This window comes from Paracoccaceae bacterium (assembly GCA_012103375.1).
GTDB lineage: Bacteria > Pseudomonadota > Alphaproteobacteria > Rhodobacterales > Rhodobacteraceae > WLWX01.
On record WLWX01000001.1, the window covers coordinates 3,536,244 to 3,559,001 of the forward strand.

At 61.8% G+C, this 22,758-nt stretch carries 19 protein-coding genes; 9 read left to right on the plus strand and 10 right to left on the minus strand.

From position 1 onward, the window contains the following. Positions 1-77: 77 nt before the first annotated feature. Positions 78-263, minus strand: a complete 186-nt coding sequence (locus GKR99_18095) for a hypothetical protein (GenBank protein NKB29358.1) — start codon at positions 261-263, stop codon at positions 78-80. Between the two features lie 17 nt (positions 264-280). Between GKR99_18095 and GKR99_18100 the strand changes: the two genes are divergently transcribed. The 3 genes from GKR99_18100 (at position 281) to pncA (ending at position 2,834) form a co-directional block, all read left to right on the plus strand. Continuing rightward, positions 281-1,135: a D-glycerate dehydrogenase gene (locus GKR99_18100; GenBank protein NKB29359.1), complete on the plus strand. Its 855-nt coding sequence runs from the start codon at positions 281-283 to the stop codon at positions 1,133-1,135. A 117-nt stretch (positions 1,136-1,252) separates the two neighbouring features. Beyond that, positions 1,253-2,059, plus strand: a complete 807-nt coding sequence (gene iolB, locus GKR99_18105; protein ID NKB29360.1) for a 5-deoxy-glucuronate isomerase — start codon at positions 1,253-1,255, stop codon at positions 2,057-2,059. Positions 2,060-2,228: 169 nt separating this feature from the next. Beyond that, positions 2,229-2,834, plus strand: a complete 606-nt coding sequence (gene pncA / locus GKR99_18110; protein ID NKB29361.1) for a bifunctional nicotinamidase/pyrazinamidase — start codon at positions 2,229-2,231, stop codon at positions 2,832-2,834. Positions 2,835-2,840: 6 nt separating this feature from the next. On the opposite strand, the gene GKR99_18115 is transcribed toward pncA, so the two are convergent. Together GKR99_18115 and GKR99_18120 are read right to left on the minus strand one after the other, a co-directional pair. Continuing rightward, positions 2,841-3,827 (minus strand): hypothetical protein, encoded by a 987-nt coding sequence (locus GKR99_18115; protein NKB29362.1) that lies wholly within the window; start codon positions 3,825-3,827, stop codon positions 2,841-2,843. Between the two features lie 38 nt (positions 3,828-3,865). Beyond that, positions 3,866-4,075 carry a hypothetical protein gene (locus GKR99_18120; protein ID NKB29363.1) on the minus strand — a complete coding sequence of 70 codons (210 nt, stop codon included), beginning with the start codon at positions 4,073-4,075 and terminating at the stop codon, positions 3,866-3,868. 158 nt (positions 4,076-4,233) lie between these two features. Between GKR99_18120 and pncB the strand changes: the two genes are divergently transcribed. Beyond that, complete coding sequence (pncB, locus tag GKR99_18125; protein NKB29364.1) at positions 4,234-5,523, plus strand: nicotinate phosphoribosyltransferase; 1,290 nt, start codon at positions 4,234-4,236, stop codon at positions 5,521-5,523. A 179-nt stretch (positions 5,524-5,702) separates the two neighbouring features. Next, positions 5,703-5,873 (plus strand): hypothetical protein, encoded by a 171-nt coding sequence (locus GKR99_18130; GenBank protein NKB29365.1) that lies wholly within the window; start codon positions 5,703-5,705, stop codon positions 5,871-5,873. Positions 5,874-6,181: 308 nt separating this feature from the next. Here the strand turns inward: GKR99_18130 and GKR99_18135 are convergent, their stop codons facing one another. From GKR99_18135 to GKR99_18165, 7 genes are all read right to left on the minus strand, one after another. Next, complete coding sequence (locus GKR99_18135) at positions 6,182-6,346, minus strand: hypothetical protein (protein ID NKB29366.1); 165 nt, start codon at positions 6,344-6,346, stop codon at positions 6,182-6,184. Next, positions 6,291-7,229: an AAA family ATPase gene (locus GKR99_18140; GenBank protein NKB29367.1), complete on the minus strand. Its 939-nt coding sequence runs from the start codon at positions 7,227-7,229 to the stop codon at positions 6,291-6,293. The genes GKR99_18135 and GKR99_18140 overlap by 56 nt, the downstream gene beginning before the upstream one ends. A gap of 632 nt (positions 7,230-7,861) precedes the next feature. Beyond that, positions 7,862-8,350, minus strand: a complete 489-nt coding sequence (locus GKR99_18145; GenBank protein NKB29368.1) for an aminoacyl-tRNA hydrolase — start codon at positions 8,348-8,350, stop codon at positions 7,862-7,864. Between the two features lie 303 nt (positions 8,351-8,653). Beyond that, a complete protein-coding gene (locus GKR99_18150; GenBank protein ID NKB29369.1) occupies positions 8,654-9,274 on the minus strand; it encodes a queuosine precursor transporter in 621 nt (206 codons plus the stop codon). Between the two features lie 86 nt (positions 9,275-9,360). Then, positions 9,361-10,245 (minus strand): esterase-like activity of phytase family protein, encoded by an 885-nt coding sequence (locus GKR99_18155; GenBank protein ID NKB29370.1) that lies wholly within the window; start codon positions 10,243-10,245, stop codon positions 9,361-9,363. Continuing rightward, positions 10,221-11,087, minus strand: a complete 867-nt coding sequence (mepA, locus tag GKR99_18160) for a penicillin-insensitive murein endopeptidase (GenBank protein ID NKB29371.1) — start codon at positions 11,085-11,087, stop codon at positions 10,221-10,223. Before mepA ends, GKR99_18155 begins: the two co-directional genes overlap by 25 nt. Next, positions 11,084-12,451: an MFS transporter gene (locus tag GKR99_18165; protein ID NKB29372.1), complete on the minus strand. Its 1,368-nt coding sequence runs from the start codon at positions 12,449-12,451 to the stop codon at positions 11,084-11,086. Before GKR99_18165 ends, mepA begins: the two co-directional genes overlap by 4 nt. A gap of 119 nt (positions 12,452-12,570) precedes the next feature. Between GKR99_18165 and GKR99_18170 the strand changes: the two genes are divergently transcribed. The 4 genes from GKR99_18170 (at position 12,571) to pbpC (ending at position 22,611) form a co-directional block, all read left to right on the plus strand. Then, on the plus strand, positions 12,571-12,861 hold the full coding sequence (locus GKR99_18170) for a YggT family protein (protein NKB29373.1): 291 nt from the start codon (positions 12,571-12,573) through the stop codon (positions 12,859-12,861). Positions 12,862-12,968: 107 nt separating this feature from the next. Further along, positions 12,969-15,011, plus strand: a complete 2,043-nt coding sequence (gene recQ, locus GKR99_18175; protein ID NKB29374.1) for a DNA helicase RecQ — start codon at positions 12,969-12,971, stop codon at positions 15,009-15,011. Between the two features lie 126 nt (positions 15,012-15,137). Continuing rightward, on the plus strand, positions 15,138-20,573 hold the full coding sequence (locus tag GKR99_18180) for an alpha-2-macroglobulin family protein (protein ID NKB29375.1): 5,436 nt from the start codon (positions 15,138-15,140) through the stop codon (positions 20,571-20,573). A gap of 1 nt (position 20,574) precedes the next feature. Then, positions 20,575-22,611, plus strand: a complete 2,037-nt coding sequence (gene pbpC, locus GKR99_18185; protein NKB29376.1) for a penicillin-binding protein 1C — start codon at positions 20,575-20,577, stop codon at positions 22,609-22,611. Positions 22,612-22,758 lie beyond the last annotated feature (147 nt).

Here is a 22,758-nt window from a genome sequence, read left to right on the forward strand (position 1 = left end):
TTTAGGGCCTGAACGATGATTTTTCTTTCCATGCAGCCCGATCCTAAATTTTTGGCGCGGGGGTCGGCCCAAATCGCCTACATGCGCTCACGCGCAGCCATGCGCTGTCTCGTGGTCAAAGCTTTCCGACTATTTCGCTTCATAGGTTTTCGCAAGAAATCCGCGACGCTCTGATTTCGGAGTTTTTCAACACAATCGGCCCAAAGCGGTCGAGGCGCAGCTGGCCTGCGAATTCGACACGGTGCTGAACACCGGCGACACACCGCTGAACCCGGCAGAAATGCGCGAAGCGCTGAAATCCTTCGATGCGGTGCTGCCCACGGTCACCGACAGGCTTGGCCCGGAAACGCTTGATGTGCCCAAGGCACGCGCCAGGATTCTGGGCAACTATGGTGTCGGATACAGCCACATCTGCGAACCCTCGGCGCAGCGGCTGGGGGTCACCGTCACCAACACGCCCGATGTTCTGTCAGAATGCACTGCCGACATCGCCATGACGTTGCTGCTGATAGCTGCGCGCCGCGCCGGTGAAGGCGAACGCGAGGTTCGCGCCGGGCGCTGGACGGGTTGGCGGCCAACCCATCTGATCGGAACCCGTGTCAGCGGCAAGACTTTGGGCATCATCGGCTTTGGCCGCATTGGCCGCGAAATGGCCAGACGCGCGCACCATGGGTTCGGCATGAAGATCCTTGTGCAGAACCGCAGTCCGGTTGCGCCCGACCTGTTGGCCTACTGCGACGCCACACAGGTCGATACGGTCGATGACCTGTTGCCCCAATGCGATTTCGTCTCGCTCCACTGCCCCGGCGGCACGGCGAACCGGCATCTGATCGACGCGCGCAGGCTGGATCTGATGCGGCCCGACGCTTTCCTGATCAACACCGCGCGCGGCGAGGTTATCGACGAATGCGCCCTTGCCCAGGCGCTGATGTTCGACACCATCGGCGGTGCGGGGCTGGATGTCTTCGAAGCCGAACCACGCATCGCGCCCGAGCTTTTGCAATGTGACAACCTCGTCCTGTTGCCCCATCTGGGCAGCGCAACACGCGAAGCCCGCGAGGCGATGGGATTTCGCGTGTTGGACAACCTGCGGGATTTCTTCGACGGGCGCGAACCGCGCGATCGCGTGATCTGACGAACCCCGGCAACAGGTCCGCCAAGCGGCCAAATCCGAATGCCGCGGCACCGGCTGGTCTCTGTCCGCAGTTCCCCTATAGTGCGATCAGCCTCCCCAAATCCGTCGGACCCGTTCATGCCCAACCTTTTGCGCCGCCCCACTGCCACAACTGGTCTTGTCCACGATATCACCCCGGCATCGGCCAACTGGTCCTACGTCGGGTTCGCCCTTCACCGCCTGGCGGCGGGCGAAGCCGTCACCGCATCCACCGGCGATACCGAGGTCATCCTGGTTCTTGTCGAAGGACACGCGACGATCAGCGGTGCAGGGCAGGTGTTTGGCACGCTGGGCGACCGGATGGACGTGTTCGAACGCACGCCCCCGCATGCCGTCTATATCCCGAACACTGCTGAATGGTCCGCCACCGCCACGACCGATTGCACGCTGGCCGTTTGTTCCGCACCCGGCAAATCCGGCCACCACGCGCAGATCATCGGCCCCGCCGGGATCGCACTTGAAGACCGCGGCAAAGGGACAAACACGCGCCATATCCACAACATCGCGATGGAAAACCGCGACGTCGCCGACAGCCTGTTGGTGACCGAGGTGTTCACCCCTTCGGGCCATTGGTCGTCCTATCCGCCGCACCGCCATGACGAGGATAACTTCCCCGACATGACCTACCTTGAAGAGACCTATTATCACCGCCTGAATCCCGCGCAGGGCTTTGGCGTCCAGCGGGTGTTTACCGAGGATGGCACGCTTGACGAAACCATGGCCGTCGCCAATCACGACGTTGTGCTGGTCCCACGCGGCCACCACCCCTGCGCCGCCCCCTATGGGTACGAGATGTACTATCTGAACGTCATGGCCGGACCCCTGCGCAAATGGCGCTTCGCCAACCACCCCGATCACGACTGGATCGCGCAGCGGGACGCCTGAAGGCACCATTCAATCGCCACGACATCCAGCGCGGATTGCGCCGGGATCATGCGGGTGGCCCGTTCGGGCCAGTTCCTGCAACCGACCTCACCGCCACCGCACCCGCAAAACTTGACGCAACCCGCGGCCGCGCCTAGCCAAGAGAAGCCAGTCAAGAAGGGCCCATCCAATGCACCCCGACACATCCGCCATCATCGTCATCGACATCCAGAATGATTTCTGCCCCGGCGGCGCCCTTGCTGTGGCGGACGGCGATGCGATCGTCGGTCCGGTCAACGCCTTGGTCCGCGACTTTCCGGTCCGTGTTTTCACGCAAGACTGGCATCCGGCGGGCCATTCCAGTTTCGCCAGCAGCCATGACGGGCAAGACCCGTTCAGCCTTATCGACATGCCCTACGGCCCGCAGGTCCTGTGGCCCGATCATTGCATTATCGGCACCGGCGGGGCCGCCTTTCATGCGGATCTGGACACGGATCCCGCCGACCTGATCATCCGCAAAGGGTTTCGCCGCGCCATCGACAGCTATTCCGCCTTTTTCGAGAATGACCACAAAACCCCGACCGGTCTGGAAGGGTATCTGCGCACACGCGGTGTTACCGATCTGACCCTTGTCGGGCTGGCCACTGATTTCTGTGTAAACTTCTCAGCCGTTGACGCCGCCAATCTTGGCTTCACCGTCACTGTGCGCGAGGATTTGTGCCGCGCCATCGACCTTGACGGTTCACTGGCCACCGCCCGCGACGGCATGCGCGCAGCAGGGGTCACTCTGGGCTGACCCCGATCAGGCCAGCGGCGGGTCGACTTTCAGCAACGCACTGATCAGCGCAACCTGGCTGTTGGTGCCGGTTTTTTCGAACATCCGCTTCAGATGCGTGCGCGCCGTGTTGACGGTAACGCCCAAAACCTCGGCCGCCGCATTCAGATCATGCTGTTGCAACAGCAGTGCTGCCAGTCGCGCCTGCGCCGTGCTCAGCCCGTAAATCTGCCGCGCCGCCGCAAGCCTTCGGTCGACCCGTTCGCCCTCTCCCAATGTCAGGAAAAACTTTCTGTCATCAACCACGATCCAACAGATGCTCAATGCATCCTCAGACTCCAGCACGACCGGCTCTGAAAAGCCGAAACTGGCATTGAAACCCTGAATTGCATGCGTGCTGCGCGCGTTGCGACGCTGGGCCGCGCGTTCGGCAGCATCCCGCAGCTTCTGCGTTTCACGCGCAATGCCCGCGTGCAGCCGTCCGCCGGAAATCTTCAGGACCGATTGATTGGCAAGCGCAAGCTCCGCAGCCTCCGTCATTGACAGAACCCGCAGCCGTTCGTCGATTTCAATCCAGGGATTTGCGACATCCTGCGACCGGGCGCACATGCAGGCGACCGACAGGATTTTCCAGGCACCCGCAATCCGGCGCAACACCCGCATCTGAAATTCGCTTCCCGGAACGTCGAACGAATCGCCGGTGACCGGCGCCGTCTGCATATTGGTCACCCAGGCCATATCCTGACCAACCTCGATGCGAATGTCCTCCAGCGCGACCGCCCCGGCCGAGGCGTTCGGATCGGGTGATTTGATCATGCTGCGGCGCATTTCCTGCGCGATATCGTCCCAGCCAAACAGGCGGAACACACCGCCATCGGGGAACGAGACGCAGCGCACCGCCTGCGGGCTGTGGACCCAGCACGCCGCCCAACCTTCATGATCCTTGCGGAAGTAACAGGCCGTTTCAGCCCGAATGACCGCCAGAATCTCTGCGTGTTCAGGATCGGTTGCCACTGCTTGCCCGCCGTTCGCCCGTTGAATGCGCTGAACATTCATAGGCGACGCCGAGGCATGACGGCAATCGGGCTGCGGATCGACGAAACCCAGCCGATCACGATCCGGACGGCGGCCATCACACGCCTGCGCCTCTGCCCCTGGCGTGCAACGCGGCTGTCCAGCTCGGCCACGATGGCCGTTTTCGCGCCATCCGACTGCCGCCCCTGGCGAAAATGCACCACCGCCAACCCGTTGATATCGATCATGATCCGTTCCTCCTGCCCGCCACAATAGCCTTGGCCAGATGCGCCCCGCGTCACCCAAACGAATGACAAACCTGAAAAAACTGGCCCAGCGGCTGCGATCCGCTGGACTTCCCGGGGGCCAGTTGCTTCAACAGGGAACCATTAATCGGAGCGCTCAGATGGACATCGCCACCCGCGTCTGGAACCACAAGTGGAAGATCGACCCGATCGTCCGGTCCCTGATCGACACCGATTTCTACAAATTGCTGATGTGCCAATCGGTGTTCCGCAACAAACCCGACGTCCGCGTCACATTCAGCCTGATCAACCGCACCAAGACCCTGCCGCTGGCCGATCTGGTGGACGAGGGCGAGTTGCGTGAACAACTCGACCACGTCCGCACGCTGTCGCTGTCACGCGGCGAATCCACCTGGCTGCGCGGCAACACCTTCTACGGCAAACGCGCGATGTTCAGCCCGGAGTTCATGGAGTGGTTCGAAGGACTTCGCCTGCCCCCCTACCACCTGGAACGGGTCGGCGATCAATACGAACTGACCTTCGAAGGCTCCTGGCCCGAAGTTATGATGTGGGAAATCCCCGCGCTGGCGATCATCATGGAGCTCCGCTCCCGCGCCGTCCTCGGCTCCATGGGCAAGTTCGAACTGCAAGTCCTTTATGCCCGCGCCATGACCAAACTGTGGGAAAAGGTCGAGGCCCTGCGCGCTGTCCCCGACCTGCGTATCGCCGATTTCGGCACCCGCCGCCGCCATTCCTTCCTGTGGCAGGACTGGTGCGTGCAGGCCATGCGTGAGGGGGTCGGCGACGCATTCGTCGGCACCTCAAACTGCAAGATCGCCATGGGGCGCGAGTTGGAGGCGATCGGCACCAACGCCCATGAACTGCCCATGGTCTATGCCGCACTCGCCGATAGTGACGCCGCGCTGAAGGCCGCCCCGTATGAGGTTCTGGCCGACTGGCACGAAGAACACGACGGCAACCTGCGCATCATCCTGCCCGACACCTATGGCACGGTCGGCTTCCTGAACGACGCCCCCGACTGGCTGGCGGGGTGGACGGGGATTCGGATTGACTCAGGCGACCCGGCAACCGGGGCCGAGGTGGCGATCAACTGGTGGAAGGACCGGGGTGAGGATCCGGCCGAGAAGCTGGTGATCTTCTCCGACGGGCTGGACGTCGACAAGATCATCGACCTGCACCGCCAATTCGCCGGCCGGGTGCGGGTCAGCTTCGGCTGGGGCACCCTGCTGACCAACGATTTCCGAGGGCTGACCAAAGGCGACGCCCTGTCCCCCTTCAGCCTGGTTTGCAAAGCGGTCGAGGCGGATGGACGCCCAACCGTCAAGCTGAGCGACAATCCCAACAAGGCCATGGGGCCGGAGGCAGAGATTGCCCGGTATAAGAGGGTGTTCGGGGTGGGCGAGCAGGTTGGGGTGGAGGTTGTGGTTTAGGGCGGAAGGCCTTGGGATAAATTCTTGCCGACCTGATAGCAATGTAGCGCACATGGGAAATGACGAATTCGAACACCATCTACTTCAGATGTGCCCTGTTTTGTTTTCGTTATCGCACCGGCTGGGATTCCATGGTCAGACTTTTTAGATAGCTCAATTAAGCCGCGAAGTTCACCCGGTTGATCAACATAGCGATCAGACCACTTCACTTCGTAAGCCCATATTGGGCGGATTGTGTTGAAAAACTCCGAAATCAGAGCGTCGCGGATTTCTTGCGAAAACCTATGAAGCGAAATAGTCGGAAAGCTTTGACCACGAGACAGCGCATGGCTGCGCGTGAGCGCATGTAGGCGATTTGGGCCGACCCCCGCGCCAAAAATTTAGGATCGGGCTGCATGGAAAGAAAAATCATCGTTCAGGCCCTAAAACGGAGTTTTTCAACACAATCGGCGCTCCATCGAACGATCGAGTTTTACTAAGTCGACCTCAAGAAATTCCCGCCCTTTCTTCCACCTAGCATAGTGCAATGTTCGAATTTCATCTGAATGGGACCATTGGCTGATTGTGTTGAAAAACTCCGTTTTAGGGCCTGAACGATGATTTTTCTTTCCATGCAGCCCGATCCTAAATTTTTGGCGCGGGGGTCGGCCCAAATCGCCTACATGCGCTCACGCGCAGCCATGCGCTGTCTCGTGGTCAAAGCTTTCCGACTATTTCGCTTCATAGGTTTTCGCAAGAAATCCGCGACGCTCTGATTTCGGAGTTTTTCAACACAATCGGCTAAAAATAGCAGTTTCCGCCATACTTCCCATCTGTTCGTCATTCTGATCGAGTGGAGCAAATAGCGCGGCACGCATTGAAGGGTTTGTTAAATAAACTTTGAAGTTGCGCTCTCGTTGAAAAGTGCGTCCTGAATCATCAACTCGGCGAACTCGTGATATTAAAAAAGCCGCTTCAAGGTACTCTAAGTACTTCTTAATAGTGTTTTTTGCTATACCAGAACTATTCGATAAGCCTTCGAGGCTTATTTCTTGCCCCGAATGATACGCAATCTTCATGAAAAGCCTGTTTAGCTCAGGAATATCCTGAATCCCATAAAGGCTTGGCAAGTCTCTTAGCAGAACCTTATCAACAATGTCCCGGCCTAAATATCTTGGTGCATTCGCTTGTAACTCACTACTCAGTACAGCCTCTGGATATCCTCCGAAATTTAGGTAATCCAAAAAGTACTTATTGAGAATTTCGATTTGATCTGTTTCGTACCTTTTGGTTGTGCCGTGTGTCACTTCGTTGATGAGTTTTCGCTCCATATCGACAAAATCAAGAAATTCAGAGAATGTTAACGGCGGAAGATAGAATTCCGTAAACCGACCTGCGCCTGACTCTTGGCTTTTCAAGCGGAGAGCGGCGGCGGCTGATCCCGAGGCGATAAACCTAGTATTTGGGTATTTATCTGTGAGGACCTTTAGGTGCACCTCCCAATTTTTCAAATATTGAATCTCATCAAAAATTACAATCCGCCGACCTTTCGGATCATGTTCAGAATTATCCTCGAACAGTGAAACCAATTCATCGAGGCGCATATCGCTGTACAAGGGTGTATCAATTGAACAGAAGAACACAGCGTCACTGGGAAAGCCGTCTTCGACTATCGAGTTGATCAGTTGCTTTAGTAGAACTGTTTTGCCTACTCGCCGTGGGCCCATCAATATGACACTACGATTCACTGCCCAGTTTTCAACCAGTGCACGGAATGGCTGATTGTGTTGAAAAACTCCGAAATCAGAGCGTCGCGGATTTCTTGCGAAAACCTATGAAGCGAAATAGTCGGAAAGCTTTGACCACGAGACAGCGCATGGCTGCGCGTGAGCGCATGTAGGCGATTTGGGCCGACCCCCGCGCCAAAAATTTAGGATCGGGCTGCATGGAAAGAAAAATCATCGTTCAGGCCCTAAAACGGAGTTTTTCAACACAATCGGCTCAAAATAGGCGCGCCTTTTGTTGAATTTTTGTACGCCCGCTGACGCTGCATTTGACCACCAAGGGTTGTCCTGCTGGAGGCTTGCGACGACATGATGATGCGCTACTTCTAAAGTCATGTGTAACTTTTAGATCACGACCGTGACGCTAAGCAAGAAGAAATATGTAAATCATTGTAATATATGATAATAACACCGCCTAGTAGGCAACACCCTCACCCCACCCGTCCCCTCTTAACCTCCCCCCGCACCTTCTTCGCCGATTGTGTTGAAAAACTCCGTTTTAGGGCCTGAACGATGATTTTTCTTTCCATGCAGCCCGATCCTAAATTTTTGGCGCGGGGGTCGGCCCAAATCGCCTACATGCGCTCACGCGCAGCCATGCGCTGTCTCGTGGTCAAAGCTTTCCGACTATTTCGCTTCATAGGTTTTCGCAAGAAATCCGCGACGCTCTGATTTCGGAGTTTTTCAACACAATCCGCCTTCAGCCGCCGTTCCACCGATCCCTTCGTGGGCCGCGTCGGTCTGCGCTTCTTCGGCACCACCGTCGCCCGCTGCACCAGTTCCGCCAGCCGATCACGCGCGATCTCTCGGTTGCGGGCCTGGCTGCGAGTGTCCTGCACGAAGATCACCACCTCCCCGGCCTCCGTCCACTTCTGCCCCGCCAGTCGCCGCAGCCGCTTCTTCACCGGGTCCGGCAGGTTGGGTGAGCCGAGCGCGGAAAACCGCAGCTCCACCGCCGTCGACACCTTGTTGACGTTCTGCCCACCGGGGCCGGAGGCGCGGACGAATTGCTCCGTCAGCTCCCACTCCTCTATCCCGATATTGTCGTTTACCCGCAGAACCATCGCACCCGTCCGTCACATGAATCCTCATATGCTAGTCATATGCCGGTCATACGCAATTCATACGCCAGAATCGGCAACGAAAAGGGCCGCCGGATAACGGCGACCCTTCGAGTTATTGAGAGATGGGCCAGTTAGGGCTGGGCCCAATCAGAAGTGTTTATCCCCGGCTTCTACCCCGGCGAAACGGTCCCTCTGACTGTCCTCACACGCATCTCCAAAGTCACTCTTGACACTGGACCACCTCCTTTCAGTTGTTACCGATAAGCGAAGGTTGTCCCCAGATGTTGCGTTTGTCAAAGATTTTTACGCAACACGTGCGGTCAATATCCCGACAATGATGCGGAACGGTATCAGCGCCGCCAGCGCCAGCGCCAGCTTCACACCCCAGTCCGCCACGGCGAGGCTGACCCAAAGCGGGGCGTCGGGGCCAACGCCCAGCAACGGTAAAACCTCCCCCGCCCAGGACACATCATTGCCCGGTTCAAGGACCGTCAGCGCGGCGGAAAAAGCAATCGTAAAGAAGATCGCGGTATCAAGGGCTGAGCCAATCAGAGTCGACACCAAAGGCGCCCGCCACCACGCACCACCACGTAACCCATTGAAAACAATCACATCGACCAGTTGCGCGGTCAGGAACGCCAAGCCCGAACCCAGTGCGATACGCCAGGTCACCAGCGGCCCGAACTCCCCCGAAATCTGCGTGCCGATCAGGGAACAGATGATCCCCACACCGAACCCCGCCAGCACCACACGGCGTGCATTGGCGGCCCCGTAAACCCGGTTGGTGATGTCTGTCACCAGGAACGCCAACGGATACGTGAACGCTCCCCAGGTCAGCCATTGGCCGAACAGAAACTGGACGAGGATGTTAGAGGCCACAACAACGGCGGCCATGGCAAAAATGCCGGGCAGAAGGCGGGTCATGTCGATGTTCCGTTTTGACAAGGTCGCGGATACTTGGCCCCTTCGGGACGCCGCGTGATAGCCGCCGCAACCGGGTCGATCAACCCCTATTGATCCAACACATACTCGACAAACTCGGTGCGCTGGAACCAGTTGAAATTGTTGTCTGAAACCATGGTTAAGCGGATCGCACCGGCATCGTCCCGCCACACTGCCAGCCCTTCCAGATTGTCATGCGCCCGCACCCGGCTGGTGAAATGCACCCGCTCATCCACCGGCTGCCCGCCCGAGATGTCAAAGCTTCGCACCCGGCTGGCCAGCCCGAAGGGGCTGCGCACTTCGCGCTCCAGCAGATAGAACCGCCCGTCCGGCCCGATGTCGGCCCCCACCGCCAGAAACGCCCCGCGCCGCGGCAGCGAAAACGGCTGATCCCACGTGCCGCTGCGATACCGATAGATCGGAAACGGTCGCCTGAGCCGGCCCGAGCGTTCCGGCAGAGTATAAAGCACCCCGTCGACATCGATTGCCAGCGCTTCCAGCGACGAATTATCCTGCATCCCGGAAAAGTCTTCGTGGCGCGGGATCCAGGCAGCTTCCGAACCCGGCGAAGAATAGGTCCAGACCCGGTGAAACCGTTCAAAAGACACGAAAATCCGACCGTCAGCGCGAATCGCCAGCCCTTCGGCATCCCGGTTGAAAGCGGTGATCGGCCCACCATCCGTGGCCTTCATCTCGCGCCGCTCAACCTCGATCACGCCGGTGATCCGGCCCCCGTCGCGTTCAAACCGGCCGCTGACCATCGTGGCGCGATCCGTCATCGCGGTGAAATTCAGCCCGTCATCGGAAATTTCCAGCCCGGAATACCCGCCATGACTTTCGACATCGCTGGTCCAGGTGAACTGAGACTCCAAACGCGCCTCTTGCGCCCCGGCGAACTGGCCAAGGCAACAGAATACGGCGGCGGCAATCAGTTCTGCAGGACGGATTCGCATTGCCCCGGCAGATCGGCCAGCATCAGTTCTTTGCGGGGCTTGGGAGGTTTGGCATTCGGGTCCGGCGGCGGTGGGTTCAGGATATTGCGCACCCATTCTTCAGCATCCGCACAGCCATCGCCAACGGGCGGCGCGGCCTGATTTTCGCAGTTTTTCGCGCCACGCGGACAGGACAGGCGCACATGGAAATGATAGTGGTGCCCCCACCAGGGGCGGATCTTGCGCAGCCACGACCGGTCGCCTTTTTCATCCTTGCACATCTGCACTTTGGCACCGGGAAAGATGAAAATCCGCGCCACGGCGGGATCACTGGCGGCCGCTTTCAGCAGTGCATGATGCTGAGGTGTCCAGTTGCCGTTCACATAGGCCCCGTTGGAGCGCCGCAGAGAAATCGACGACAGGTTCTCGCGGTCCTGACGGCTCAGCCCCAGGTCATTGGCCGGGCGCAGCCAGATGTCGATGTCCGGCCCGATCTGATGGCTGCGATGCCCGGTCAGCATCGGTCCGCCACGCGGTTGCGACATATCGCCGATATATAGGCCCTTCCACCCTTTCAGGCGGCTGGCCTTGCGGGACAGCTTCTGGATGTATTTCACCGTATTCGGGTGGCCCCAGTTGCGGTTGCGCGACAGGCGCATCGCCTGCCAGGTTGCCCCGGATTCGGGCAGTTGCACAGCCCCGTTGACGCAGCCTTTGGCATAGCTGCCAAAGGGCTGCGCATTTCGTTGTGAGCCATAGGGCATGCCGCCAAACAATTCCTTGGCAAGCGGTTCGGCCGTCACAGGCGCGGCAAGGCCGCAGATCAGGGCCAGCCCAAGCAGGGCGCGGGGAAGGGTTGTCATTCGGTATCTCCCAACGGGTTGACCCAGACTAGCAGGATCAGGCCGATCAGGAAAAGCAGGATCAGCGGCGATACGCCAAGCCTTGCCGATCCGGTGATATAGGTTGCCAGCCCGATCAGCGCGGGCGCCAGGAATGCCGTCGCCTTGCCCGACAGCGCATAAAGGCCAAACGCCTCGGTCGGGCGGGCCGGATCGGCGTGGCGCACCATCATCGAACGTGACGCCGCCTGAAGCGCCCCGCCCGCGCCGCCAATGACCGCGCCGCAGATATAGAACAACGTATCGGGCAGGCCGGATCCGGGCGGCAGCGGGATACCGAACAGCGCCTCTCGGGTCATGCCGACGATGATCGTGCAGACCGCGATCAGCACCAGAATGCAGGTCAGGATCACCGGTTTCGGCCCGAACGCCCGGTCGGCCCGCCCGCCGATCCAGCTGACAATCGCAGCTGTGATCGCCCCGACGATCCCGAATATGCCGATCTGGGTGATGCTCCAATCCAGCACCAGCGTCGCATAGACACCGCCGAACCCGTAAAGCCCGTTCAGCGCATCCCGGTACATCAGGGAAGAGCCGAGGTAGGCAGCCAGGCTCCGGCGCGCCTTCAGTGAAAATAGGGTCTGTTTCAGCCCGAGAAGCGCGCTGCGAATGGTGACCCGCTTGTTCGCGGGGGTCGCAGGTTCCCGCACCCAGGCGAAGAAGAAAGCCATGAACAAGACGAACCAGATCGCGGTGAATGGGCCGACAAAACGCGTGCCCTCGCGCGCAGCAGGGTCCAGCCCGAACAGCGGTGCCAGCCCGATTAGGGTGGTTCCGCTGGCCTGTTCAACGAATAGCAACAGCATGATCACCAATGAAACGACACCACCCGCATAGCCCAGCGCAAAGCCCGAACCGGATATCGCCCCAACCTCATCCCGCGCGCCCAGATCCGGCAGAAGGGCATTGGTGAATATCGTCGTGAACTCCAACCCGATGAACCCGATCCCGAACGCCACTAACATCAGCGTCGCGGTCGACGCATCCGGATAGGTCCACCAAAGCGCGCCCGCGCCAATCACATAAAGCGCCGAGAACGCCCAGATCCACGGCATCCGCCGCCCGGATACGTCGGCAATTGCCCCAAGGAAGGGCGCGGAAAAGGCGACGATCAACCCGGCGATTGTCTGACCCAGCGACCACATCGTCTGGGCGCGGGCGTCGGCGGCCCCCTCGGCCACCCCACCGGCCATCAGGCTGTCGGCAACGATGGCCGCGAAATAGGGGCCGAAGATGAAGGTTAGCAACAGCGTCGCATAGGGCTGACTGGCCCAGTCGAACATCATCCATCCGAAGATGCGTTTTCGCTCGGAAATCTCTGCCACGCGCTGCCCCTTTGCCCCTGACTAACGTTGAACCAACCCGGTCGGCAATCACCGATCCGCTTGTCAGGACGCGCCGGGCTGCTTAGATGGCGGGGGACGTTGATAAGGAAGCCCTGCGTATGCTCTCGATCCTGCAAATCTTGTTGCTGATCCTCGACATTGTCTGGTTCATCATGATTGCCCATATCATCATGAGCTGGCTGATCAGTTTTCAGGTCCTGAACCTGCGCCAGCCGATCGTCGCGCAAATCTGGTACGGGCTGAACCGTTTGCTGGATCCGATCTATGCGCCGATCCGCCGGTTCCTGCCGGATATGGGCGTGCTGGATCTGGCCCCTTTGGTGGCGCTGGTCGCGGTTTATGCGGCGCGGATCATCATCACCAACAATATGGTGGCACTGGCCTTCTGATCTGCGCAACGCCCGCGCAGAATTTCTGACCAAACTCCCCGCATCCGGTTGTCCCCGGAATCCGCATCTGCGATGATTCCGGCAAAACAAGATGCAGGCCCCGTTTGATGCCCTCGCCACAGGCGCTTTTATCCTCCGTTTTCGGCTTTGACGCCTTCCGCCCCGGGCAGGAGGAGATTGTGGAGGCCGTCACCGCAGGTCGCGATGTCCTTGCCATCATGCCGACGGGGGGCGGCAAAAGCCTGTGCTTCCAGCTGCCCGCCCTGCTGCGCGACGGGGTGACGGTCGTGATCTCGCCCCTGATTGCCCTGATGCGCGATCAGGTGTGCGCGCTGACACAAGCCGGGGTGCAGGCCGGGGCGCTGACCTCGGGCAATACCCCGGAAGAGGTTGACGCCGTGTTTGATGCCCTCAACTCCGGGTCGTTGAAGCTGCTTTATATTGCGCCGGAACGTCTGGCCAATGACGGCACGGTGCGGATGCTGAAGCGTGTCGGCGTCAGCCTGATCGCGGTGGATGAGGCGCATTGCGTCTCCCAATGGGGTCATGATTTCCGCCCTGACTATCTGCGCATTGGCCAGTTGCGCGAAACCTTGGGCGTGCCGCTGGCCGCCTTCACCGCGACCGCAGATGCCGAAACCCGCGATGAGATCGTCGCCCGCCTGTTCGCCGCACCGCCGCAGGTCTTTCTGCACGGCTTCGACCGCCCCAATATCCACCTGGGCTTTTCGGCCAAGAACAAACCACGCGAACAGATCCTGGGCTTCGCCGCCGCCCGCAAAGGGCAATCCGGCATCGTCTATTGCGGCACCCGCGCCAAGACCGAAACCCTGGCCGCCGCACTGAGCGCTGACGGCCACACCGCCATCGCCTATCACGCCGGGCTGGAGGCCGAGGATCGCCGCATTGTCGAGACCCGGTTTCAGCGCGAAGACGGGTTGATCGTCTGCGCCACGGTTGCCTTCGGGATGGGCATCGACAAGCCCGACATCCGCTGGGTCGCCCACGCCGACCTGCCGAAATCCATCGAAAGCTATTATCAGGAGATTGGCCGCGCTGGCCGCGACGGTGCGCCGGCCGAAACACTGACCCTATATGGCCCCGACGATATTCGCCTGCGCCGCGCACAGATCGACGAAGGCATGGCCCCGGCCGATCGTAAGACTGCTGACCACGGGCGCCTCAACACGCTGCTGGGCCTGGCCGAGGCGCTGGGCTGTCGGCGTCAACAGCTTCTGCGGTACTTCGGCGAAGATCCCGAACCTTGCGGCAATTGCGATCTGTGCGACCGACCGGCGGATACCTTCGACGGGACGGTGGCGGTCAGGAAAGCGCTTTCGGCCATCCTGCGCACCGACGAACGGTTTGGTGCCGGGCACCTGATCGACATCCTGCTGGGAACCGCGACCGATAAGGTCCGCCAATGGAACCACGATGACCTGTCGACATTTGGCATCGGCACAGAATACAGCCGCCCCCAGTGGCAGGCGATATTCCGGCAGATGATGGGCCATGATCTGGTCCGCCCGAACCCCGAAAAATTCGGCGCATTGCAGATGACCCACGCCGCCCGCCCGATCTTGAAAGGCGAAGATACGATCACCCTGCGCGCGGATTCTGTCGCACGACCGGTGCGCAAACCTGCCCCGAAAGCGCTGGTTGCCGAAGAAGACGCGCCGCTGTTGGCCGCGCTGAAAGCGCAGCGCCGCGCCCTGGCCGAGGCGCAGAAAGTTCCCGCCTATATCATTTTCACCGACCGTACCCTGATCGAAATGGCCGAAAAGCGCCCTGAAACCATGGACCAGATGGCACGGGTCGGCGGCATCGGCGCGAAAAAGCTGGAGCGCTATGGCGCGACATTCCTCGAAGTGATTTCGGGCCAGGCACCGGCACCGCAGCACCCGGCCCGACGGGCGCTGAACGGGCGGGACTCCGGCGCGCTGTTTGATCGGCTTCAGGCAGCGCAGGTCGATCTGGCGCGCGGCATGAACGGCACCGAAAAACCGCTCAGCTGTACGCATACGACATTGCGGAAAATCGCTGAATCGCGCCCTGACACGCTTGAGGCGCTGGCCCGGGTGCCGGGGATGGGCGACCTCAAGGCGGACCGCTTTGGCGACGCGTTTCTGGCCGTGCTGGACGAGGTCTGAGGCCCCCATCTCTGGCGGCAAGATGACAAATCCGGCGATGCTGCGACTGCGCAATTGTCAGCGCCGCCCCGGCTGTGTCAGCATGCCCCCTGCGCCCAAATTGTCATTCCAGTTCGGAGTTTCGCCATGTTCCCCCGCGTAATAGCCCTGATTTCATTGATGCTTTTCCCAATCTCCGCGATTGCCGATACCTGGCTGCCGGACCAACGCCTGGTCATCACCCGCGATCAGGATTTTGCCGGACGCGACATCCAGCAGATATTCGACACCACATATCAGGCCTGCCGCAATGCCTGCACGGCGGATGCGAACTGCGTTGCATTTACCTACAACACCCGTTCAAACGCATGCTTTCCAAAGTCCGAACTGACCGGAACCACGCCCTATGTCGGGGCCATCTCGGCCGAGGTGTTTGGCTATTCCGAAAATGTGATCACAAACGCGGATGCCCGCGGTGCGGCTTTGGACTTCCTGTCCGAAGGGGATCGCAGCGCCGCGATCGAGGAGGTGCGCGCAGTTGCCGAACGGCACCCCTCAGGCCGTGCCAGCGTGCCGGAGCTTTTGCAGGGCGCACGGGATGCCCGCGCGCGCGGCGACCTGCCCGCGGCACTGCGGCTCACGGGTGCAGCGCTGGCGCAAAGCGATGCGCCGGACATCTGGGCCGATTATGCGCAGGTGCAGTTGATCCAGCCGACCAAAAACCGATCCGAACGCTTCAGCCTCAACCGGCGCGCACAGGCCGCGTCGATCAATGCCTATCTGCGGGCACCATCTGATCCGATGCAGGCCAATGCGCTGCTGACCCTGGCCACAGCGCTGGAAGCCAACGAACGGGGCCGTGACGCCCTGTTCGCACTGCGATTGGCGGCAGAGATCCAGCCGCGAGACGATATCGCCGAAGCGCTGGACGCGGCGATTGCGAAATACGGATTCCGGGTGACCGAAACGCGGGTGGACAGCGACAGCGCCGCGCCGCGCATCTGCGCCGAGTTTTCGGAACCGCTGGTACAGGCGGGCATCGACTATACCCCTTTCGTCGCGGGTGAGGTTGACGGCCTTGCCGTGCAGGCCGAGGGACGTCAGATCTGCCTCGACGGGGTCAGCCATGGCAGCCGCTATCGCGTGACGTTCCGCGCCGGAATGCCCGCCGCATCGGGCGAAGCGCTTATCAAGCCTGTGCAATTGTCCCTTTACGTCCGCGACCGCACGCCCACGGTCCGCTTTCAGGGCCGGGCCTATGTCCTGCCCGCATCCGGGCCTGCCGCCGTGCCGGTGGAAACGGTCAACGCCTCGCAGGTGGATCTGACCCTGTTCCGGGTGTCTGATCGCAATCTGGTCCGGTCGGTCCAGAACGACCTGTTCGCCCGCCAGATCGTGCAATGGGAACAGCGCCTGTTTGCCGGTGAAATTGCCGAGGAAATCTGGAACGGCACCGGCCTGACCGAGAATGAGCTGAACCGCGATATGACCACGCGCCTGCCGGTCTCGGACATCGCCGGTGCGCTGGAACCCGGCATCTACGTGCTGCAGGCGGCGATCCCGAAGTCCGACCCATACGACAGCCCGGCGGCAAGCCAGTGGTTCGTGGTGTCCGACCTTGGCCTGTCCACGATGAACGGTGTCGACGGGCTGCACGTTTTCGTACGCTCATTGGCGACGGCAAAGGCAAAACCCGGTGCAACAGTGACGCTTTTGTCCCGCGCCAACGCCGTTCTGGGGACAGCGGCGAGCGATGATCAGGGCTATGCCCGCTTCGCACCTGCATTGTCGTCAGGCAACGGCGCTGCAGCCCCCGCCATGCTGACGGTCGAATCTGGCGACGATCTTGCCTTTCTTCCGCTGACCGACCCGGAGTTCGATCTGTCCGACCGCGGGGTAGAGGGTCGCGACCCTGCCGGACCGATTGACGTGTTTCTGGCCACCGATCGCGGCGCCTATCGCGCCGGAGAGGTCATCAACCTGACCGCTTTGGCTCGCGACGGACAGGCCGAGGCCATCGCGGGCCTGCCGCTGACCGCGATCCTGAAGCGGCCCGACGGGGTCGAATTCAGCCGCCACCTGTCGATGGATGGCAAGGCGGGCGGTCATGTCTTTCATCTGCCCACCACAGCCTCGGCGCCGCGCGGTGTCTGGCGAGTCGATGTGATGGGCGATGTCGACGCCGCACCGCTGTCCACGACCACGGTATTGGTCGAGGATTTTCTGCCCGAACGCATCGACTTCGACCTCGCGCTGCCCGGTGTGCCTTTGCGCGCGTCGGACGAGCCCCCGCTGAACGTCAGTGCAAGGTATCTGTTCGGCGCACCGGGTGCTGATCTGGCGGTGGAAGGCTTCGTGCGTCTTGGACCGGTGCGCGAACTGCCTGACCATCCCGGCTATGTTTTCGGACGACATGATGAACGCGCCAATGCGCAGCTCCAGTATTTCGACCAGGTCCGTACCAACGCTGCGGGCAATGCGATCCTGCCGGTGGTGTTCCCCGATGTTGATGCGGCGGGACGCCCATTGGACGCGCGCTTTACAGTGACAGTGTCCGAAGGCTCTGGCCGACCGGTTGAACGGGAAATTTCGACCCTGATTCAGCCGGAAACACCGTTGATTGGGATCAAGCCGCTGTTCGAAGACACGTTGCCCGAAGGCTCGGACGCTGCCTTCAACCTGATCGCTCTGGCCCCCGACGGCGGGGCGCAGGCCCTGCCGGTCCGCTGGACCCTGAACCGCGTTGAACGCCGCTATCAATGGTACAGTCTTTACGGAAATTGGGAGTGGGAGCCGATCACCACCCGCACCCGCATTTCCACGGGCGAGGTGGTATTGGGCGCCGATCCCGTCACGGTGACCGCGCCCATTGACTGGGGCGCCTATGAGCTGCGGGTCGAGGCACTGGCCGGGCCCTATGTTGCCAGTTCCACCGACTTCTGGACCGGGTGGTACGCGGCTGCCGATGCCTCGGCGACGCCCGACACGGCCGAGGTGTCGTTGGATGCCGCCGCCTATCGCCCCGGCGACACGGCGACCCTGCGGATTGTGCCGCGTTTTGCCGGCACGGCATTGATCAGCGTCGTCTCGAACCGTCTGATCGACATGAAGACCGTTGCAGTCAGCGAAGGCGAAAATCTGATCGAATTGCCCGTGACGGATGACTGGGGCGCGGGCGCCTATGTGACCGCCACGATCATCCGGCCACTGGGCGACGCAGATAACCCCGGTCCCGCGCGCCAGCTTGGGCTTGCCTATGCGCCGGTCGACCCCGGCGCACATCAGCTCAACGCGGCGTTTGAGACTCCGGAAACCGCAGATCCGCGCGGCCCGCTGGAGGTTGCGCTGCGTGTTGACGGATTGACCGAGGGTGAGGCCGCCTGGGCCACAATCGCAGCCGTCGATCTGGGCATCCTGAACCTGACCGGTTTCGAAACACCCGACCCATCGGGCCATTACTTCGGCCAGCGCAAACTGGGCGTCGGAATTCGCGACCTCTATGGGCGTCTGATTGACGGATCCTCGGGGGCGATGGGTGCGGTGCGCTCAGGCGGCGATGCCGCCGGCAATCAGCGCCTGCAGGCCCCGCCGCCCGAAGATCTGGTCGCCTATTTCAGCGGTCCGGTGCAGGTTGGTGCCGATGGGCTGGCGCGCGCCAGTTTTGATCTGCCGTCATTTAACGGCACGCTGCGCCTGATGGCCGTCGCCTGGTCGCCAACCGGCGTCGCCAGTGCCGAAGCCGAGGTTCTGGTGCGCGATCCCATTGTTGTCACCGCCAGCCTGCCACGCTTCCTGTCGCCGGGCGATTCGGCGCGCATGCTGCTGGAAATCGTGCACGCCAGCGGCCCCGCGGGTGAGGTCGCGCTGGCTCTGACCAGTGATGGTGTGACGTTGCAAACAGGCTCTGTTCCGGCGAAATTCCGGCTGGCAGAAGGCGCAACCACCCGCATTTCAGTTCCGATCACGGGCACCGAGGTCGGGCTGGCAGATATCAATGTCACCCTGACGACACCCGATGGAAAAACCCTCAGCAAACCGCTGGTCCTTCCAATCCGGCGCCTTGATCCCGAGGTGACGCGCCGCAGCCGGTTCACACTGGCGTCGGGCGCGACATTCGATTTCAACCGCGATGTGTTTTCCGGGTTCGTCCCGGGAAGCGGCTCGGCCACGCTGGCCGCTGGTCCTATCGCGCGGCTGGATGCGCCGGGTCTGCTGGCGGCGCTGGACCGCTATCCCTACGGCTGTACCGAGCAGATCACGTCGCGCGCACTGCCGTTGCTTTATCTGAACCAGGTCGCAACCGCGATGGGTCTGGTTGAACGCAATCAGATTGCCACCCGCATCGATCAGGCCGTGGCCGAGGTTTTGGGCAATCAGGCCGGGAACGGGGCCTTCGGGCTGTGGCGGCCGTCTTCGGGGGATTTCTGGCTGGACGCCTATGTCACCGATTTTCTGTCGCGTGCGCGGGATCGCGGCTTCGATGTGCCTCAGGTCGGATTTACCGCAGCGCTGGATAATCTGCGCAACCGGATCAACTTTGCGCCCGACTTTGACAATGGCGGAGAAGATATCGCCTATGCCCTTTATGTGCTGGCGCGCGAAGGCGCGGCGGCGATTGGTGACTTGCGTTATTACGCCGATGAAAAAGCCACCGCATTGGCGACCCCATTGGCCAAGGCGCAGTTGGGCGCCGCGCTGGCCGCCTACGGCGACCCGCGGCGCGCTGACGCCCTGTTTGCCGCCGCGGCCGCGGATCTGACCCGCCCACCGCAATCCGACGCGCGTTACTGGCGCAGCGATTACGGCACCCATTTGCGCGACAGTGCGGCGGTTCTGACGCTGGCTGTCGAATCGGGCAGCAACGCGGTCAATCGCGACCGTCTGGCCGACGCCATCGCGCCGCTGCAAGGCGGGCACGCACGCTCAACGCAAGAGGCGACGTGGTCCCTGCTGGCCGCCCACGCGCTGGTTGGTGATGCGAATGGTGGCAAACTGACACTGGATGGCGCGCCGATTGACGGACCACTTGTCCGTCTGTTGGAGGATGCGACCGATGGCGGTGCGGTTCAGATCGCGAATACAGGTGAGTCAGAGGCTGTCATGACACTCACCACCTTCGGCGTTCCCGAGGTTCCCGAACCGAAAGGCGGCAACGGTTATGCCATCGGGCGGATGTATTTGACGCTGGATGGTGCGCCGGTTGATCCGTCAACGGTTACCTCGGGCACGCGTTTGGTCACGGTGCTGACTGTGCAACCCTTCGGCGGCGGAGAGGCGCGCCTGATGGTCAATGATCCGCTGCCCGCCGGGTTCGAGATCGACAATCCGAATCTCCTGCGCTCGGGCGATAGCTCGGCGCTGGAATTCCTCGACGTGCTGGAAGACACCGAAACGACCGAATTCCGCGAAGACCGCTTCCTGGCCGCTGTTGACTGGCGATCGGATGAGCGGTTCCAGCTTGCCTATCTGGTGCGCGCCGTCACACCGGGCGATTATCATCACCCGGCGGCGAGTGTTGAGGACATGTACCGCCCTGAGTTCCGCGCCCATACCGACGCGGGCCGGGTTGTGGTGATGGAATAGCATGCGCCGCTACGGCCTGTTCTTCCTCTCGGCGCTGCTGTTCGGCGCAGGCCTTGCGCGGGATCGCTTGGACGCATGGGTGGCGACGACCGATCTGCCGGTTCTGGTCACGCAGACCGGAATCGAAGTGCGCGACCGCAATGATCACCTGCTGCGCGCCTACACCGTTGCCGATGGGCGCTGGCGTCTGGCGATCACGCAGGACGCGGTCGATCCGCTGTTCCTGCAAATGTTGGTCGCCTACGAGGATAAGCGGTTTTTCAGCCACAATGGGGTCGATCTTCGCGCCGCATCACGCGCCGCCGGTCAGGCGCTGCTGAATGGGCGTGTCGTCTCGGGCGGGTCGACCCTGACGATGCAGGTGGCGCGGTTGCTGCAAGATGGCAGCACCGGGCGTTGGGCCGGAAAGCTGCGGCAGGCGCGGCTGGCACTGGCGCTGGAGCGACAGCTGAGCAAGGAACAGATACTGGCGCTTTATCTGCATCGCGCGCCCTATGGTGGTAATCTGGAAGGGGTGCGCGCAGCATCACTTGCCTGGTTCGGCAAGGAAGCAAAGCGCCTGACCCCGGCACAGGTCGCCCTGCTGGTCGCCCTGCCGCAATCCCCGGAACGGCGACGGCCCGATCAGGACGCATCGGCAGCACAGGCGGCGCGGGATCGGGTGTTGGCGCGGATGCAGGACGCTGGTGTCATTGATCGCAGCACTGCACAGGCCGCCCTGCGCGAACCCTTGCAAACCCGCCGCCAACCCTTCCCGGCGCTGGCCCCGCATGCCGCCGACCGGGCGCTTGCGGGCGATCCGGGGCTTGGCCTGCATCGCCTGACACTCGACGCATCGCTTCAACACCGGCTTGAGCAGCTTGGCGCAGACGCCGCCGCCCGGGCGGAGCGCGACCTGTCGGTCGCTCTGGTCGTCGCAGATCATCGCAGCGCTGAAATCCTCGCCTCGGTCGGCTCTGCCGGGTTTGCGGATGACGGGCGGCAAGGGTTTGTCGATATGACACGCGCGCTGCGCTCACCCGGTTCGACGCTGAAACCGCTGGTCTATGGGCTTGCCTTCGACGCCGGGCTTGCGCATCCCGAAACGCTGATCGACGACCGGCCCACCGCTTTCGGAACCTATGCGCCGCAAAACTTCGACGGCGAGTTTCGCGGCACCGTCAAGGTCCGGGACGCGCTGCAATTGTCGCTGAACCTGCCGGTTGTCGCGCTGACCGAAGCGCTGGGACCAGCCAAGCTGATGGCGGGTCTGCGGCGCGCCGGGGTTTCGGCGCAGGTGCCGGGCGGCAAGGCAGGCCTGGCCGTGGCCTTGGGGGGACTGGGTGTCAGTCTTGAGGATCTGGTCGGACTTTATGCCGGGTTTGCCAACGCAGGGGTGGCCGTGCCTCTGCAGATGCGCATTGGGGCAGAGGTCTCGCAATCCACCACCATCATCCCGCCCGAGGCTGCATGGCACCTGGGTGAAATCCTGTCCGACATCACGCCGCCTGGCGGCGGTGCCACCGGAGAGATCGCCTGGAAGACCGGCACCAGTTACGGCCACCGCGATGCCTGGGCGCTGGGCTGGGACGGGGCGCATGTGGTGGGGGTTTGGATTGGACGGCCCGATGGAACACCGGTTCCGGGCGCTTTCGGCGCTGACCTTGCCGCGCCGCTGCTGTTTGACGCATTCGCGCGGATCGGGCGCAACCGTCAGCCCTTGCCGCCACCGCCACCGGCGACCCTTGTCACCAGCACCGCCAAATTGCCCGCACCGCTGCAACGGTTTCAGCGAAAAGGCAGCCGCGCCGCAGACCCGAATGCGCCCGCCGTCGCCTTTCCGCCCAGCGGTGCCCGGCTCAGCGCGCGCGCAGGCGCGTTGACCGTGAAGGTCCGCGATGGCCGCCCGCCGTTCCTCTGGCTCAGCAACGGGGCGGTGGTGTCCCCACGGGTGCAAGAGCGCGAGGTCGCCCTGCGGATCGCCGAGCCTGGTTTTTACAGGCTGACCGTCATCGACGCCGATGGCCGGGCCGCCCGCAGTGACGTGCGACTGGATTGATACAGGCGCAAATCACCCGGCGGTTGGGGCCCGCTGCGCGCAAGGCTGCTGGAAAGGAACTGTCTTGGCCGGGGCAAAACCCGGCCCGCAATTCCGGTTAGACGGCGCGCCGGATTCCAAATAAGTTTTGCGAAATTGAAACGTAAC